Origin of the sequence: Embleya sp. NPDC005971, assembly GCF_040629175.1 — a bacterium.
GTDB lineage: Bacteria > Actinomycetota > Actinomycetes > Streptomycetales > Streptomycetaceae > Embleya.
In genome coordinates this window covers 120,703-137,083 of sequence record NZ_JBEXUX010000019.1, presented here as the reverse complement: position 1 = coordinate 137,083, position 16,381 = coordinate 120,703, and the positions used below count along the sequence as shown (strand labels likewise).

18 protein-coding genes are annotated in these 16,381 nt (G+C 72.0%); 6 read left to right on the top strand and 12 right to left on the bottom strand.

The window, feature by feature from the left end; genetic code table 11:
* Positions 1–13: 13 nt before the first annotated feature.
* Positions 14–709: an alpha/beta hydrolase gene (locus tag ABZ374_RS19150; RefSeq protein WP_360312434.1), complete on the bottom strand. Its 696-nt coding sequence runs from the start codon at positions 707–709 to the stop codon at positions 14–16.
* A gap of 207 nt (positions 710–916) precedes the next feature.
* Between ABZ374_RS19150 and ABZ374_RS19145 the strand changes: the two genes are divergently transcribed.
* A complete protein-coding gene (locus ABZ374_RS19145) occupies positions 917–1,474 on the top strand; it encodes an SMI1/KNR4 family protein (protein WP_360312432.1) in 558 nt (185 codons plus the stop codon).
* A 159-nt stretch (positions 1,475–1,633) separates the two neighbouring features.
* Positions 1,634–1,846 (top strand): DUF4287 domain-containing protein, encoded by a 213-nt coding sequence (locus tag ABZ374_RS19140; RefSeq protein WP_360312430.1) that lies wholly within the window; start codon positions 1,634–1,636, stop codon positions 1,844–1,846.
* 166 nt (positions 1,847–2,012) lie between these two features.
* Here ABZ374_RS19140 and ABZ374_RS19135 read toward each other — a convergent pair whose 3' ends face one another.
* From ABZ374_RS19135 to ABZ374_RS19120, 4 genes are all read right to left on the bottom strand, one after another.
* On the bottom strand, positions 2,013–3,437 hold the full coding sequence (locus tag ABZ374_RS19135) for a lamin tail domain-containing protein (protein ID WP_360312428.1): 1,425 nt from the start codon (positions 3,435–3,437) through the stop codon (positions 2,013–2,015).
* A gap of 185 nt (positions 3,438–3,622) precedes the next feature.
* Positions 3,623–4,633, bottom strand: coding sequence for a Gfo/Idh/MocA family oxidoreductase (locus ABZ374_RS19130; protein WP_360312426.1), 1,011 nt, complete (start codon positions 4,631–4,633; stop codon positions 3,623–3,625).
* 143 nt (positions 4,634–4,776) lie between these two features.
* A complete protein-coding gene (locus tag ABZ374_RS19125) occupies positions 4,777–5,766 on the bottom strand; it encodes an ornithine cyclodeaminase family protein (RefSeq protein ID WP_360312424.1) in 990 nt (329 codons plus the stop codon).
* A 103-nt stretch (positions 5,767–5,869) separates the two neighbouring features.
* Complete coding sequence (locus ABZ374_RS19120) at positions 5,870–6,811, bottom strand: LysR substrate-binding domain-containing protein (protein WP_360312422.1); 942 nt, start codon at positions 6,809–6,811, stop codon at positions 5,870–5,872.
* A gap of 66 nt (positions 6,812–6,877) precedes the next feature.
* On the opposite strand from ABZ374_RS19120, the gene ABZ374_RS19115 reads away from it, so the two are divergent.
* Positions 6,878–7,783 carry a 4-hydroxy-tetrahydrodipicolinate synthase gene (locus ABZ374_RS19115; RefSeq protein WP_360312420.1) on the top strand — a complete coding sequence of 302 codons (906 nt, stop codon included), beginning with the start codon at positions 6,878–6,880 and terminating at the stop codon, positions 7,781–7,783.
* Positions 7,784–7,802: 19 nt separating this feature from the next.
* On the opposite strand, the gene ABZ374_RS19110 is transcribed toward ABZ374_RS19115, so the two are convergent.
* From ABZ374_RS19110 to ABZ374_RS19100, 3 genes are all read right to left on the bottom strand, one after another.
* On the bottom strand, positions 7,803–8,240 hold the full coding sequence (locus ABZ374_RS19110; protein WP_360312418.1) for a protein-tyrosine phosphatase family protein: 438 nt from the start codon (positions 8,238–8,240) through the stop codon (positions 7,803–7,805).
* Entirely contained in the window at positions 8,237–8,821 is a 585-nt protein-coding gene (locus ABZ374_RS19105) for a CGNR zinc finger domain-containing protein (RefSeq protein WP_360312416.1), read from the bottom strand. The genes ABZ374_RS19110 and ABZ374_RS19105 overlap by 4 nt, the downstream gene beginning before the upstream one ends.
* 101 nt (positions 8,822–8,922) lie before the next feature.
* Positions 8,923–9,786 (bottom strand): LLM class flavin-dependent oxidoreductase, encoded by an 864-nt coding sequence (locus ABZ374_RS19100; protein WP_360312414.1) that lies wholly within the window; start codon positions 9,784–9,786, stop codon positions 8,923–8,925.
* A 221-nt stretch (positions 9,787–10,007) separates the two neighbouring features.
* Here ABZ374_RS19100 and ABZ374_RS19095 point away from each other — a divergent pair, with 221 nt between their 5' ends.
* Complete coding sequence (locus ABZ374_RS19095) at positions 10,008–10,604, top strand: GNAT family N-acetyltransferase (protein WP_360312412.1); 597 nt, start codon at positions 10,008–10,010, stop codon at positions 10,602–10,604.
* Positions 10,605–10,606: 2 nt separating this feature from the next.
* On the opposite strand, the gene ABZ374_RS19090 is transcribed toward ABZ374_RS19095, so the two are convergent.
* From ABZ374_RS19090 to ABZ374_RS19075, 4 genes are all read right to left on the bottom strand, one after another.
* Positions 10,607–11,278 carry a hypothetical protein gene (locus ABZ374_RS19090; RefSeq protein ID WP_360312410.1) on the bottom strand — a complete coding sequence of 224 codons (672 nt, stop codon included), beginning with the start codon at positions 11,276–11,278 and terminating at the stop codon, positions 10,607–10,609.
* A 97-nt stretch (positions 11,279–11,375) separates the two neighbouring features.
* Complete coding sequence (locus ABZ374_RS19085; RefSeq protein WP_360312408.1) at positions 11,376–12,395, bottom strand: NAD(P)/FAD-dependent oxidoreductase; 1,020 nt, start codon at positions 12,393–12,395, stop codon at positions 11,376–11,378.
* Positions 12,396–12,535: 140 nt separating this feature from the next.
* Positions 12,536–13,135, bottom strand: a complete 600-nt coding sequence (locus ABZ374_RS19080; protein WP_360312406.1) for a hypothetical protein — start codon at positions 13,133–13,135, stop codon at positions 12,536–12,538.
* A 262-nt stretch (positions 13,136–13,397) separates the two neighbouring features.
* Positions 13,398–14,150 (bottom strand): TetR/AcrR family transcriptional regulator, encoded by a 753-nt coding sequence (locus ABZ374_RS19075; protein WP_360312404.1) that lies wholly within the window; start codon positions 14,148–14,150, stop codon positions 13,398–13,400.
* A gap of 51 nt (positions 14,151–14,201) precedes the next feature.
* On the opposite strand from ABZ374_RS19075, the gene ABZ374_RS19070 reads away from it, so the two are divergent.
* Together ABZ374_RS19070 and ABZ374_RS19065 are read left to right on the top strand one after the other, a co-directional pair.
* Positions 14,202–15,644 carry a DHA2 family efflux MFS transporter permease subunit gene (locus tag ABZ374_RS19070; protein WP_360312402.1) on the top strand — a complete coding sequence of 481 codons (1,443 nt, stop codon included), beginning with the start codon at positions 14,202–14,204 and terminating at the stop codon, positions 15,642–15,644.
* Positions 15,645–15,898: 254 nt separating this feature from the next.
* On the top strand, positions 15,899–16,336 hold the full coding sequence (locus ABZ374_RS19065; RefSeq protein WP_360312400.1) for a hypothetical protein: 438 nt from the start codon (positions 15,899–15,901) through the stop codon (positions 16,334–16,336).
* Positions 16,337–16,381 lie beyond the last annotated feature (45 nt).

Below are 16,381 nucleotides of genomic sequence, written 5' to 3'. Positions count from 1 at the left end.
GACTCGACGGGGGTCAGCCGGGGACGTCACCGGCCGCGGTCTCGATCAGGTCGACGACCCGGAGCGGCTGCGAGGCCAACGAGGCGTGGCCGGTGGCGAGTTCGATGACCTTGCGCGGCTGCGTGCGTTCGGCCATGCGCCGCTCGTTGTTCGGATCGATCATCCGGTCCTGCGCCGACACCTGGTACCAGGTCGGCTTGGCGCGCCAGGCCGGCGCGGTCACGGTGTCACCGAACGTCGAGGCCAGGGGAGCCTTCTGGGTGACCGCCATGACCAGTGCCTCGTCCTCGGACAGGTCCTGGCAGAAGCTCTCCCGGAACTTGTCCTGCTTGATCCACAGGAAGCCGTCCGAATCGGGAGCGAGGTTGTCGAACGCGGCCGGTGGCATCTCCTGGCTGAGCTGACCGGGGCTCTCGCCCGCGTCGGGAGCGAACGCGGCGATGTAGACCAGCCCGGTGACATTGGGCAGATCGCCCATCTCGGTGATGACCGCACCGCCGTAGGAGTGACCCACCAGCAGCACCGGCCCGTTCACCTGCCGGACCATCTTGCGGGTGCGCTCGGCGTCGTCGGCCAGCGACGTCAACGGATTCTCCACCGCGAACAACGAACCGAAGCCCCGATCGCGCAATTCGACGACGACCTTCGCCCAGTGGGCGGCCCCGCCCCAGAACCCGTGCACGAGAACAACAGTCGGCTTGTCGGCCATGACGGCGCACCATTTCGCTCGGTGATCGATTGTCACTAACGGTCACAAACTATGTGAGATGTCACCCGCCGGCACCTCGCGGACGACCGCGGTCCGGACGGGGCCGGCGGTGGAGCCCAAACGGATCGGAGCACGGTCGAAACGGCGGTGCGACCGAGTGGTGACCCGATGGTGGACCCGGTGCCGACCGAGTGGTATCGATGCCGGATGAACATCGATCACGCCGATCCCGACGTCCTGGCCGCGCTCCGCGCCGCGTTCGATCCCGACGGCTCGGCGAAGCCGGCACTGGGATGGCCGGCGGTGCACGCCTTCGAGGCGGAGCACGGTGTCGTGTTGCCCGAGCCCTATCGCAGCCTCGTCGCCGAGATCACCGACGGGTCGTCGGCCGGGCCGCCGGAGTTCGGCCTTGGGCTCGCGGAGATGCCCTCCGATTGGGGCGCCGGTCGGCCGGAACGCGATCCGGGCAAGCCCTTTCCGCTCACCTCGCAGTGGTTGTGGGACGACGACCCCAGGCCCGAAGAGGAGACCGAGCCGATCCTGGAGCAGGTTTTCGACCACGGAACGATCGTGCTCGGCACCGACGGATGCGGCATGTATTGGCACCTCGTCGTCACCGGGCCGCACCGGGGACACCTCTGGAACATCTGCGGCGAGGGCGCGACGCCCTTCGGCGCCGAATTCGGATTCACCTCCGGCGCCCCGGGATTCGCCGGGTGGGTGGCGCACTGGGCGGCCGGCAAGGAGTGGTTCGACGTCGGATGAGGCGGCCGGCAGGCATGTGACCCGGATCTCATCCCGGTACCGATGAGTCGCGCGGGTCGCGGCGGTCATATCCGCGAGAAGGACGACAGGGACCGGGCGACCCCGGTGATCCACCGGGATCGCAGACCCTGTCACCGGTCACCGAGAGGACGAGACCCGATGAGCGACGTTGCCAACGGCCCAGCCGCCTACTTCCCTTCGATCGAGAAGAAGTACGGCCGACCCGTCTCGGAATGGCTGGACGTCATCCGATCCTCGCCGCTGACCAAGCACATGGAACTGGTCGCCTGGCTCAAGACCGAGCACGGTCTCGGTCACGGCCACGCGAACGCCCTGGTGAAGCACACCCACACGGTGGACGGCGACAGGTAGCGGCCGGCGGCGTACTCGCGCGGCGGGTCGCCGTCGGGTCCGGACGAGGCGGGCCCGCCACGGGGGTGTGGGTCCGCGCGGTCGGGGTCGGTCGGCGCCGCGCGTGGCAACGGGACGGGCCCCCGAGAGGGCGCCCGTCCCGCGTGGCCGGTTCGGTGCGGGTCGGTTACGGAGTGCAGGCGAGGGTGCCGGCGCGAAGGGCGTGGCCGCCGTCGTTGCCGTCGTCCGCCCACACGACCGGCTTGACGCCCGCGACGCAGGCGGCCTGTGGCGCGATGGCGAAGCCCTCGTTGTTGTAGTCGGGCATGCCGGTCGGGCGGTCGTACCGGGCGGTCACGGTGAACCGGCCCTGCGCGTCGATGTCGAGCACGGCGCTCCGACCCTGGCAGGTGTCGTCGCACGAGGCCCACAAGTGGCCGGTGGCGGGCTCGAATTCGAGGTCCATCACCGCCGGGAAGCCGCTCGTGAAGGTGGCGACCCGGGTGTATCCGCCGCCGCTCTGGTTCAACGCGTAGGCGTACACCGTGCCGTTGGCCTCCAGGCCGGCGAAGACCAGGCCGCTGCCGTGGCCCGGGTAGGCGGCCGGGTCGTAGGCGGCGCCGGTGTGTTCGTCCCGGAAGCCGTGTGCGGTGAGGAACGTGTCCGGGATCCAGGAGATGCCCTCCAGACCGCTGTTGGCCGCCACCGCGGGCAGATCGGCGGTGAGATTCCATTCGGCGGTCGCGTTCAGCGAGCCGGCCGTGCCGGCGACGTCGTAGCGCAGGATCTTCGGCAGGCTGACACCGTCGTTGTCGTTGTCGCGTTCGGTCGCCACGTACAGCCCGTCGGGGCTGAAGCTCACGCCCTCCGCGTCCGGGTCGCCGGAGCCGTTGGCGTAGTTCAACGCCTTGCCCGAAGCCCAACCACCGGACGGATCCGGGCGCCACGTCGCGCCGTTGGGCACCAGCCGGTAGAGCCGGCTCGGGCCGTTGCGCACCGCCCACAACACGCCGGGGCTCTGGAAGGACAGACCGCTGAGGTTCTCGCCGAACACGTTCGAGGCGTCGGCGACGGTGACGCCGGAGCCGCCGGGCCAAGTGCTCCCGGACGACTGCCCGCACGCGTTCGCCGCGCCCTTGGTCGGTGCGGTGGTCGTGGTGAACGCGCCGGTGCCGTCCGCGCAGCGGCCGTACGTGGTGCTCGCGTGCGCGGTCCACGAGTAGGAGTCCACCAGCGTGGAGCCGCCGGCCCGGAACAGCCGGGCCGAGTCGGAACTGCCCAACCCGAACGAGGAGTCGACGTCCAGCGCCAGATGCCCGCCCGCCGCCAGCGAGGTGCCGGCGGCGACGGTGTACGAGTGCGAGTTGTCGTTGTCCTTGACGACCCAGCCGGACAGGTCGACCGCCGTGGTACCGGTGTTGACCACCTCGACCCAGTCGCCGGGCGAACCGCCGTTCGACTCGACCTCGTTGATGCGCACCGTGGGTGCTGCCTGGGCCGCCGACTCCTGCGTCGGGGCCTGTGCGGATGCCGGTGAGCCGGACAACCCGAAGGCCGTCACGGACAGGGCGACGGCGACGAGTCGGACTCTTCCACGCCAATGCGTTCGCAAGGTGACCAGTCCTTTGTCTCAGGGGGTCGGGCAACGCACACCCTCCTGCGCAAAAGGTTCCGGCATATCGGCGACGGACGCCTTAACTTGCCGCGAACTGCGTGGGAAGGGCATGGGGCCGGCTGCGCCGCGTGACACACCGGTGGCTGTACGGGTGGCCGGCCGCGCCGGCCGGGTGGGCTGATTCAGCGCACGCTCGGGTAGCGGACGCCGATCTGTTCGCGGACGGTGTCCAGGGTGCGCATCACCGCGAGGGTGCCGGCGAGCGGGACCAGCGGCGACTCGGTCTCGCCGACGCGCAGACAGCGGTTCACCTCGGCGGCCTCGTGCCGCATGGTGCCGCGTTCGGGATCGGCGGTGACCTCGGCGAGCAGGACCGTCCGCGGCTCCCGGCCCGGCCGGTGGACGACGAAGCGGTCGGGGTAGAAGAAGCCCTCGGCGAATTCGATCCGGCCCCTGCTGCCGGTAATCGTCGCGGGGGCGTCGGTGTGCGCGGTGAACGTGCAACCCAGGGTGGCCACGGCGCCGTTGTGCCAGCCCAGCACGATCCCGGTGTTGTCGTCCACGCCCTCGGGGGTCAGATGCGCCCAGGCCCGGATCGCGTCGGGCTCACCGAGCAACAACTGGGCGAGGGACACCGGATAGACGCCCAGGTCGAGCAGCGCACCGCCACCCTGCGCGGGGTCGCGCAACCGATGCTCGGGCGGGAACTCCCCGGCGAAGCCGAACGCCGCCGAGACGCTCCGGATCTCGCCGATCTCGCCGGCGGCGATCAGCTCGCGCAGCCGGCGGATCAGCGGGTGACAGTACGTCCACATCGCCTCCATCAGGAACAGCCCGCGCTGCCGGGCCAGTTCCACCAGTTCCAGGGCCTCGCGCGCGTCGAGGGTGAACGCCTTCTCGCACAACACCGCCCGGCCCGCCTCCAGACACAGCCCGGCCGCGACCCGGTGCGCCGCGTGTGGGGTGGCCACGTAGACGACGTCGACGTCGTCGTCCGCGGCGAGTTCGGCCCAACTGCCGTGGGCGCGGGGTATGCCGAACCGCTCGGCGAACGCCTTCGCGCTCTCCAGGCTGCGCGAACCAACCGCGACGACCTCCGTGTTCGGCAGGCTCTGCAGCGCCTTGGTGAACTCGGCGGCGATGCCGCCGGTGGCCAGGATTCCCCAACGGATGGTCCGCGTACCGTCATTCATGGCATGCCCCACAACTCGGTCCCACGCGCGACCCCCGACGGTTCGGTGATCGTTTCGACGCGCTCGAACGGAGCGTGCCACACACCCGCCGGGTCCGCGCACCTCGGCGCGTCCCGCGGTCGCGGCGCCGGGCCGTCGGGCCGCTACGCCATGGCGATTTCGACGCCGATCGCCCGTTCCCGGGCGGCGTCGACCACCAGCGCGGCGGCCACCGCGTCCTGCACCGCGACGCCGACCGACTTGTACACGGTGAGCTGTTCCGGCGAGGTGCGTCCGGGGCGGGTGCCGGCGACGAGTTCGCCCAGTTCGGCATGCACGTGCCCGGCGGTGATCACGCCGTCCCGGATCGGCGTCAGCAGGTCGTTGCTGCCGGTGGGAAACGGCGCCAACGCGGCCTGTCGCGACTCGACACACACCAGCGCGTCGGCGATGGTGGCGTCGTCGAGTTCGCGGCCGGCCGGGTTGAAGCCGACCGAGGTGACATGCGTGCCGGGCGCCAACCACGCGCGGCGCACCACGGGTTCGAGGCAGTGGGTGGCCGCCGCCACGATGTCGGCACCGGCGATCGCGTCGGCGTAGTCGGCTGCGGGTCGTACCTCGGCGTCCAGCAGCGACGACAGTTCGCCGGCCAACGCCGCCGCCTTGGCCGGATCGCGGCCGGCCACCCGGATCTGCCGGATCGGGCGGACCCGGCACATCGCGAGAGCGTGCGAGCGGGCCTGCACCCCGGTGCCCACGATCGCGAGCACCGTCGCTTCCTCGCGGGCCAACAGCCGTGCCGACAACGCCGAACAGGCGCCGGTCCGCCACGCGGTGACCGCCGTGCCGTCCAGCAGCGCCGCGGGCTCCCCGGTGGCCGGGTCGAACACCACGATCAGGGCCTGATGGGTGGGCAGCGCGGTGCCCGCGTTGTGTGGGAAGAGGGAGACCAGCTTGCTCATCAGCACTCCGGCGGAGGGCACCCGACCCGGCATGGCCGCCAGGAACGCGTCCCGTTCGGGTACCAGCGCGGCGACCCGGTCCGGTGCCGAGGCGCGACCCGCACTCAGGTCCGCCATCGCCGGGGCCAGGGCGTCGATCAACGCGTCGAGTTCGAGCAGCGCCTCGACCTGCGAATGCCCGAGAACGAGCATGGCCTCGACCTCCTCGCGATCGCCGCCCGGTGCGGCCGGTGGGTCACAGGGTCGCCCGCGCCCGCCGTGTCCCCGCTCGCGACACGCGTTCGCTCGGGCAGGTTCACGCGCGTGGGTGCGGCTCGTCGGGCGCGGGCCACGATGCCCGGGCGAGCGTGCCGGGTACGGCTGTGCGCAGGGCTTCGACGGCCGCGACCACCGCGGGGTGGGCCGCGGCGCCGTCGCGGAAGGCGATTCGGGTGCGGCGCCGGATCGGCAGGCGGGTCAGGTGCACCTCGGGCGGCGGGTCGGTGATCCCGAGTTGCGGGACGATGGCGACGCCCCGGCCGGCCGCGACCAGGGTCAGCACGGTGGCGAAGTCGTCCACCTGGTGGTGTACCCGCGGGGTGAATCCGGCGGCCTGACAGGCCCGGATCGTCATCGCGTGGCACATCGTGCCCGAAGTCGCGGTGATCCAGGGCGAGTCGCGCCAGTGTGCCGGCACCGACGCGACCGCCCCGGGCGGCGGCGCCGGTGCCGTCGAGGCGAGATACATCGCCTCGACGCACAACGGCCGCACGGCCAGGCCCGGTTCGTCCGTCGGCGGGACGAAGTCGTACTCGTGGATCAGCGCCACATCCAGCTCGCCCGCGCGCAGCGCGTCCGCGACGCCGGCCGGATCGATCTCCAGCACCATCGGCTCCAGGCCCGGGTGCCGCTCGCCGAGATCGGCCAGCACCGTCGGGACGATGGTTCGGGTCGCGGTGGGGAAGGTGCCGATCCGCAGCGGGCCCGCCAGGCCGCGGCGTGTGTCGGCCAGTTCGGCCGCCGCCTGCTCCAGATGGGCCAGGACGGCCTCGGCGTGCCGGACCAGGTTGCGGCCGGCGGGGGTGAGGGTGACCCGCCGGCCCGTGCGCTCCAGCAGGGGCACGCCCGCCTCGCGTTCGAGGGTGGCCAGTTGCTGGGAGACGGCGGACGGGGTGAAGGCGAGCGCCTCGGCGACGGCGGCGATCGTGCCGCGCAGCGAGAGTTCGCGCAGCAGGCGCAGGCGACGGACATCGAGCATCAGCTCAGCTTACGCTCGGATTTATCAATGTGAACTGGACCTGAACGAAAGGTGCGGGTCACGCTGATGGGCATGCATCGGCTTCCACCCCTGCACGGGGTTCACGTACCGCTCGTCACACCGTTCGCCGCCGACGGAGGCGTCGCAGAGGAGGCACTGGAGGGCCTCGCACACGGCGTCCTGGACGCGGGCGCCGCCGGGATCGTCGCGCTGGGGACGACCGGCGAGGCCGCCACCCTCGACGCCGACGAACGACTCGCGGTCCTGGCCGTGTGCGCGCGGGTGTGTGCGGCTCGGGGCGCGCCGCTGACCATCGGCGCCGGCGACAACGACACCCGGGCCTCCGCGCATGCCCTCGCGGAGCTCGCGCGGTGGCCCGCGGCCGTCGCCGCGCTGGTGCCGGTCCCGTACTTCACCCGTCCCGCGCAGGCCGGCGTACGGGCGCACTTCGCCCATCTGGCGAGCGCGAGTCCGCTGCCGCTGATCGTCTATCACATCCCGTACCGCACCGGGCAGCCGCTCGACGCGGCCGGACTGCGCGAGTTGGCCCGGATTCCCGGCGTGGTGGGCGTCAAGCTGGCGACGGGCGATGTCGATCAGGACGCGGTGGACCTGCTCGGCGAGTCGCCGCCGGACTTCGCCGTGCTGGCCGGCGACGACCTGTTCCTGTCCCCGCTGCTGGCCCTGGGCGCGGCGGGCGGCATCCTCGCCTCGGCGCACCTGGCCACCGACCGGTTCGTGGCGCTGGCCGACGCCTGGCGCGGCGGCGACGTCGTGCGGGCCCGGGAGCTGGGCCACGCGCTGGCCGGGTTGTCGGCCGCCGCGTTCGGCGAACCCAACCCGACCGTGATCAAGGGCGTGCTGCACGCGCAGGGCCGCATTCCGACCCCGGACGTGCGCCTGCCCCTGCTGCCCGCCGGACGCGGGTCGATCGACGCGACGCTGAAGCGGCTGGCCGACCTGGGCGGGTAGCGCCACGCACGGCGGTCGTTCAGGCCGCCGGGAAGCGGCTCACCCAGCGGCGCTGCCAGGGGGTTTCCACGGCGCGCGGGTGGTGCCGGCGTCGGGTCCAGGCGATCGCCTCGGCGGGGTCGAGTCCGGCCAGCACGGCGAGGCAGGCGATGACCGTGCCTGTGCGGCCGACGCCGCCGCCGCAGGCGACCTCGACCGAGGCGCCGGTACGGGCTCGTTCGTGCAGGGCCCGGATCTCGCGGACGGCCGCGTCCCGATCGCGCGGCAGGAGGAAGTCGGGCCAGTCGATCCACGCGTGCGGCCACGGCAGTCGGTCCTCGTGCCGGCGGCGCAGCCGGTCGGAGCCGAGGTAGAGCCCGAACTCCGGGACCGGTCCGTCCGGCAGCGGGTGGCGCAGGCCGCGGCCGCGGATCGGGCTGCCGTCCGGGAGGTGCAGGGTGCCGGTGAGGGCGCTCATCGGACGCCGCCAATCCTGTTGCGGGCACGGTGGTTGGCCACGTTGACCCGGTTGCCGCACAGGTCGGGCGTGCAGTAGCGGCGGCGTCCGGCTCGGCTGGTGTCCACGAACACGCCCCGGCAGTGGGGGGTGGCGCAGGCTCGGAAGCGTTCGTGGCCGAGCGCCTGGACGACGCCGAGCAGGGCGATGCCGATCAGTGCGGCCAGTTCGTCGGCGAGGGTGGCCTCGGGAGCGGTCGGGACGTACCACTGCACTCGGCCGTCGGGGCCGCGACGCAGGGTGGGGGCGCGACCGGCCCGGTCGGCGAGTACGGTCGCGCCCGCCACGGCGTGCGCCTCGGTCTCGGTTTCCACGACGACGCGTGCCTCGCGGCGCAGCAGCCGTACCCGATGCAGGTCCTGCTCGGTCGGCGGGCGTCCGTCGGCCGTCGCGGCGAGGGAAAGCCCGTGCTCGGCAAGGAAGTTCGCCAGCGCGCCCGGATCGGGGAGGGCGTCGCCGGTGAGTCGCACGGTCGGTGAGGTGTTGACCAGATCGGTGGCGACGGCCGCCCCGGGGGCGTAGTCGGTAAGGGGGATTCGCACGCCTTGCGCTCCTTGGTAACCGATGAAGCGCAACTATAACCCTTACTGCCCGCCGACCGTGAGCCCGCCGCCACCTTTCGTGGGTCGCGGACCGGGCTGCCCTAGAACACCGGCGGCCCCGCTTCGACGCGCCGCAGGATCGGGGCCGACCGGTACAGGTCTTCGTCGGCCATGAGTCGGCGTTCGTCCCACCAGGTGGCGCCGGCGTCGACCAGCGGCCCGAGCAGGTCGTGGGCGCGGGCGGGGTCGGTGGGACTGACGCCGCCGAGGACGAGGTCGAAGGGTGCGTCGGACTCGCGGTGCCTGCGCACGTAGGCGACCAGGTCGTGCACCTGGTCGAGCGGCGGGGCCTGGCCGTGCCGGGCGTCGGCGAACAACGGCACCGCGCCGTCCCAGCGCGCGGCACGGCGCATCGGCGGGCGATTGGGCCAGAACCCGCCGATCCACACCGGCGGCCGCGGGCGCTGCGTCGAGGCGGGCAGCAGCGTCACGTCCCGGACCCGGAAGTGTGTTCCGTCGTGCTCCACCGGCTCGCCCGACCAAAAACGATCGAGCAAATCGAGCCCCTCGTCCAGGCGTTCGGCGAGGACGACCGGGTCCGTCGGCTCGCCGAAGTCCGCGTACTCGTCCTCGAACGGCCCGCCCAGCCCCGCGCCGAAGATCACCCGCCCGCCACTGAGCGCATCCAACGTGGCCACCTGGCGAGCCAGTTGCTGAGGCCGCCGGCGCGGCACCGGGGTGACCAGGGTGCCCAACCTGATCCGCGAGGTGGCCAACGCCGCGGCGGTCAGCAACATCCAGGGATCACCGAACGGCTGCCCGCGCCGCGCCCGTTTGTCGTGCACCACGTGATCCCAGACGAACAGCCCATCCCACCCGGCCTCTTCGGCGGCGACCGCGACCGCGGCCACCACCCGAGGATCGGCGAAGTCACCGAAGTTCGGAACATTCACAGAAAACCGCATCCCCGAATCCTGCTCCGCCCCACCACCCCGGGCAACCCCGAAGTCGTCGACCCGAGAGTCGGCCCGTCGGGTTCGACAGTGGCGAGTGCCCGGGGGTGGTGGGGAGTTGACGGGGAGGGATTGTGGTCTGTTGGCCGGGGCCACTGTTCGGGGTGTGGGGGCTTCGCGGAGAATCGTGGGGGAGCCCCGATGTGCGGGGTCGGCGGGAAGGGAGCAGGTCGTTGATCCGTTTCGCGCACCGCGCCAAGGGCGGGGCCGTGTTGGGTGGGGCACCGGGCCATCACGGGCCGTTCGGCGCCGATGGCCCCAACGCCCTTGCCGACGTTCGGCTCGTACCGCGTCCCTACACCCATCCGGACACCCAGATCCTGCTGTATGCGCTGTACGCCGAACAGGTCGCCCTGTACGGCTTCGCCGATCACCCCGACCTCACCGAGCCTCGCGATCTGGAGCTCCCCGAGGGCCTGTTCGTCCTCGCCTACAGCGGACACACCCCGGTCGGCTGCGGCGGATGGCGCACCATGCCCGGTCGGGCGGCCGAGATCAAACGCCTGTACGTCGAACCCGAACAGCGCGGCCACGGCCACGGCCGCCGCCTGCTCGGCACGCTGGAGCACACCGCCGCCCAGGCCGGCGCCCGGCGACTGGTCGTGGAGACCGGCAGCCGCAACGTACGGGCCCTCGCCCTGTTCGCGGGCGCCGGCTACACCCTCCGCGACCCCTACGTCGACGGCCGCGACCCGACGATCACCCGGGCCATGACCAAACCCCTGCTGCGCACGGCGGGTAACGGGCCGCTCTCCGCCCCACCTCGCTGACCTCAGTCGAAGAGGGATTCCTGCACGTCGAGTGCGGGCATGAATTCGGGTTCGACGGGGGGAGGGGAGGAGCCGGCGACCCGGATCAGGTCGTCCAGCGTGGACCAGCGGCCGGTGGCGATGCCCTTGGCGACGGTGGTGTGGAACAGGTGGGCCAGTGCGTACGCGTCCCAGGTGACCGCGCGTTCGAGGGGCGGGCGCAGGCCCAGGTGTTGCAGCCTGGTGTCGAAGGACTGCGGTGTGGCGGTCGGGGTGACGATCGCCGCGAGGGTGAGCACGTCCAGGACGACACACGAGGCGAGCAGCGGGCAGTAGGCGCGCTGCTCCCGGACGAGCGTCTTCTCGGCGAACGGCGGCAACCCGATGATCGCGTGCGGGAGATCGCGGGTCACGTGGCGCTCGATGTCCGTCAGTGCCGCGGCGAGTGAGCCGGGCGCCGCGGCTGGTACCGGGACGGTGATCGGCGCGGGCGGCGCGCCGTCGGGCGCGGGCGGTTCGATCGGGGCGTGTGCGCGCCAGGCGACGTGATCGCCCGGACCGTGATGGGTGAGCGCGGCGACCTCGACCGGGACCGGGCGGTGCAACCCCCGCGTCTCCAGCCGAAAGCGCAACCCCACGAAGCGCACACCCGACAGCGGCGCCGTACTCGTCGTCGTTCGTGATTGTCCGGCCACGGTCGGAGTCTAGGCCGGAGCTGCGGCGGGCCGGCGCGAGCGCACGGGGTCGGCGGCCGACGACGCTCAAAAGCGTGCGCCGCCGCCGGCCCGCGCCTCACAGGCCGTGGCGCCGGTCGCCCAGCACGCTCGCGCACACGCGGGCCTCGTTGTCCGCCGAGAACGGGTCCCGGCGGGCGGCGACCGCGCATCGGGTGGCCTCGGCGACCAGGTCGGCGTTGATCCGGGTCGCGGCGACGGCGCCGGCGGCCGCCGAGGTCCCGACCTGGGCGGAGGGATCGGTGACGTTGCCCGCGACCCACACGCCCGGTACGTCGGTGGCGCCGTACGGGTCGGCCGGGATGTGCTCGCCGGCCCCCGACGGATGCTCCACCGGCCACAATCCGATGCCGCCCAGGAACCCGGCGCGGGCCACCATCCGCGGCGCTACCGCCAACGCCGCACGCGCGACCAAGGTGCCGTCGCCCAGCCGTACGCCCACGAGGCGGTCCGCGGCGATCTCCAGCGATGCCACCACGCCCTCGACCACGCGGATGCCGACGGCGGCCAGTTGCTCCGCGTCCTCGTCGCTCGGGGGCATGGTGTGCGCGAAGTAGGTGACATCCGCGCTCCACTGGCGCAACAACAGCGCCTGGTGCACCGACAGCGGGCCGCAGGCCAACACCCCGACGGGCTGGTCGCGGATCTCCCAACCATGGCAGTACGGACAGTGCAGCACGTCCCGCCCCCACCGGCCGCGCAGCCCGGGTACGTCCGGCAATTCGTCGACCAGCCCGGTGGTCACCAACAACCGACGGGCACGCACGGCCCGACCGTCGGCCGTCGTCACCGTGAACCCGTCACGGGTACGGCGGACCGCGTCGACCTCGGCAAAGACCACGTGGGCGCCGTAGCCACGCACCTCGGCCCGGGCGCGGGCCACGTATTCCGCCGGCGCGATCCCGTCCAGGGTCGGCAGCCCGTGCACCCCCGCGGCCGGCGCGTTGCGCGGGGCACCGGAGTCGATCACCAACACCGAGCGTCGGGCCCGCGCCAGCGTCAACGCTCCGCCCAGTCCGGCGGCACCACCTCCGACGACCACCACGTCGTAATCGTCGTCCATCAGCCGATCGGTCATCGTGACCACCTCCACTACGACCATGCGACCGAGGTGCCGATTCCGCCAAACTTCTTTGCCGTCTTGGCAAACCCGACCGCGGTCATCGGCGGTGACCCTCGGCAAACCCGACGGCCGGCGCCGACGGCGACCCCCCGACCTCAGCCGGGAAGATCCCAGACGGTCGCCTGGAGTCGCAGCGGAACGTTGGCGGCGGCCGGCCCGTCCACCCGGATGAACCCGGTGCGCCCCTCGTTGGTGACCATGCACAAGCGGGTGCCCTGGGCGAGTTCGCCGCCCAGGTAGGTGCCGCGCTTGCGAATCGCCTCGGCGCACACCTGCGGCGTCGGGTCCGGATCGCCCTGCGGGATCGCGGCCAGGGTGTTGCTGGAGCCGACCGTCATGAGCTCGGGCGCGCCCAGCGTGTACAGGAAGGCGAGGTCCACGGCCTTGTTCGACTGGGAGACCAGCGGCGGACTGGTGTCGAAGTCGACGTACTGCTTGTTCGGGTCGACGGTGACCGGACCCGGGCCGAACAGGACCCGCGCCGTTCCACCAGCGTTCGTCGGGGTGTTCGACGCCGACTGGCCGCCCGCACCGCCGGCCGGCGGGTTCTGCCCGCCCGGCGAGGCAGCCGGGGGCGAGGTGCCGGGCACGGTGGCCGAATTCGCCGACGGACTCTTCGAATCCGAATCCGACCCGGATCGACTGACGGCGATGGTGACGAAGATGCCGATCAGCGGGATGGCGATGCCCACCACCCACCAGGCCCACCTGGGTTGGCTCGGATGCGGAGGAGGAGGTGGGCCCTGGGGGCCTGGGTATCCCGGATGGTTGGACAAGTCGCCTCCGTGGTTCCGTGGCCGATCGGCCGCGGAACTCTATCCGAGGAACGCCCCGGTCGCACACCCGTGATGCCCCGCCCGACCCGCCTCGCCCGCGGCCGGCGTCGCAGCCGCGGACATCGGGTCGGCACCGAACCGCCCTGCGGATTCCGCCGAGTTCGCGCCGACCCCGGACGACCTACCCGACCCGATCCGGCCGGGTCGAGGGATGCTCCGGGACGAGGTTGTCGATGATCAGGCCGAGGGCGAAGTCGAAGCGGTCGTGCCCCGCGCCCGAGGTCAGTTCGGCCGCGTGCCGCCTGATCTGCGGAAACCGGTCGGCCGGAAGTGCCTCGAACCGGCCGACCAGTTCGGCTCGGCTGAAAACCCACTCGTGGTCCGGGTGCTTCCGTCGTTGCGCGAGCAGCGAGCGCTCCAGGGCGTAGGCGCTGACGTAGAGCGAGAGGCTGTCGATGGCCCAGGCCGCCCGCTGCGGATCGACGCCCCCGGCGAGCAGGATGGCGAGCAGGCCCTCGTTGACCCGGAGGGTCTCCAGGTTGGTGGGGAGCATGGCGAGCGCGGCGCGGGAGACGCCCGGGTACGCGAGGAACCGGTCGCGGAGCTGGCCGCACACATCGCGGGTCTGCGCTTGCCAGTTCGCCGGATCGGGCTCGGGCAGCACGATCTCGGAGCAGAGCCGCCCGATGATCAGGTCGTCGATGTCGTCCCTGTTGACGATGTGCGCGTAGAGCGAAGAGGGCCCGGTCCCCAGGACGTGCGTGATCCTGCGGACGGTGAGCGCGTCGTATCCCTCGGTGGCGATGACGTGCAGGGCGGCGTCGGTGATGCGGTCGAGGGTGATCGGCGCCTTCCGCGAGGGCGTCGGCGCGGTATCGGCGGGCTGTGGTGCGTGGCGGGCCGCTCGGCCCCGCCTCGGGTGGTCGGAGGGCATGGGCACATTCTAGCTTGACCAGAACTAAGTTCGTCGCCTAGAACTTAGTTCATGACTACTGAACAAAGTTCGTTGACGGCTTCCCGTGCCGATCCGATCCCCCTCCGGCGGGCCTGGCTGGTCCTGGCCGTCGTCTTCATCGCCGAGATCATGGACCTGATCGACTCCAGCGTCGCCAACCTCGCGGGTCCGTCCATCCGCGCCGACCTCGGCGGCGGCCCGATGACCCTGCAATGGGTGCTGACCGTCTACACCGCGGCCTTCGCCCTCGGCCTGGTCACCTCCGGCCGGCTCGGCGACATCCTCGGCCGCCGACGCCTGTTCCTGATCGGCCTGAACGGCTTCGCCCTCGCCTCACTGGCCTGCGGCCTCGCGCCCGGTCCCGGCTTCCTGATCGGAGCCCGCCTGCTCCAGGGACTATTCGGATCGGTGATGATCCCCCAGGGCATGGCACTGGTGAAGGTCGTCTTCCCGCCCGAGCACCTGCGCAAGGCCCTCATGCCGTTCGGTCCGATCATGGGCCTGGCCACGGTGGCCGGTCCGATCCTCGCCGGCTGGCTGCTCCACCTGGACCTGTTCGGCAGCCAGTGGCGCTCGATCTTCCTGATCAACGTGCCCTTCGGCGTCGCCGCCGCGGTCCTCGGCCGCCGCGTCCTGCCCCACCATGCCGGTGAGGACCCGGGCAGCCGGCTCGACCTCGTCGGCGTGGGGCTGCTCACCGCGGGTTCCGCGCTGCTGATCGTCCCGCTCATCCAGGGGCGCGAGCTGGGTTGGCCGGTCTGGACGTATCTCTCGATGGTCGCCTCGGTCGCGGTGTTCGCGCTCTTCGTCGCCTCCGAACGTCGCAGCCCGCACCCGGTCATCACGCCGTCCCTGTTCCGCCGGCGCAGCTTCGTCGTCGGACTGCTGATCGTCGGCGGCTTCTACGCCTCGCTCGGCGCGTTCGTCCTGGTCATCAACCTGTTGTTGCAACTCGGCCTGCACTGGACGCCCTTGCACACCGGCCTCACCCTGATCCCCTGGGCGCTGGGCACCGCCGTCGCGGTCCTGCTCGCGGGTGCCGTGCTCGCCGAGAAGCTCGGCCGTGCCACGATGCGCATCGGCCTGTCCGTCGCGATCGTCGGCCTGCTCGCCCTGTGGTGGTCCACCGTGCACTGGAACACCGGCATCACCGTGTGGCAACTCGCGCCGTCGTTGTTCCTCACCGGCTTCGGCGCGGGCCTGATGTTCATCCCGCTCTTCGACTTCATCCTCGGCGACGCCACGGCCGAGGAGGTCGGCACCGGTGCCGGCATGCTCAACGCCGTGCAACAGTTCGCCGGAGCCATCGGTGTCGCCGCCCTCGGCACGGTGTTCTTCTCCCGTGCCGCCCACGGCACCACGCAGTCCTACTTCCACGCCGCGCAATGGGTCTTCGGCATCTGCGCCGCCCTGTACCTCCTCGCGCTTCTCCTGGTCGGCCTGCTGCCCAAACACTCCCGACCGGCGCACTGAGCGCGGGCGGTTGGTCGGCGGATCGTTGCGGATGCGCCGACAACCCCCGTGGTCGGTGCCCGGACCGCCCGGTGATCCAACCCCCAGTCGTCGGGCGGCTCCTTGCTCCGGCCGACGACGCGGATGCCTGCGGCAGCCGTCGAGGCCACCGGATCGGGCCCCGGGAGCGCAGAGCCCGGCGCGTCCGGCTGCATTGGGTGCGACACGCCGTGTGGTGTCGCGATCGTGTCCGACCCGTATCGCACAATGGCTCGATGATTCCGGATGACGAGTATCTGTTGAAACTGGGCCGAGTGACGTACGGCCTGGCCCTGCTGGAGAGTGTGATCCTGGCCGAACTGGACCAACTCCCCGGTCTGCCACCGGCGTTGGCGACACGCAAGCTGGCGGGCAAGAGCATCGAGGCGATCGCGCGGGCGCTGACCGACTCCGCGAACACCGACAAGGTCGCCGACGCGACGACCCGCGCCTGGCTCCAGGTGGCGGGCGGCGAACTCGCCGCAGCCGGGCGCATCCATCACGCGATCAAGCACGCCCGCGCCGCCGAGGAGGGTGAGCAACTGCACCTGCACCGGCGCAGCGGCGAACTCGGCGACGCCGTGGACATCACCACGGCCTGGCTGCAACGCGCCCAGTCCGACCTCGACGACGCCCTGCGCCAGGTTTCCGAAGGCCGGGCAAAGGCCGCCTGACACCACCCGGAACACCGCCGAAGAGTACGGCGGGCTCGACTTCGC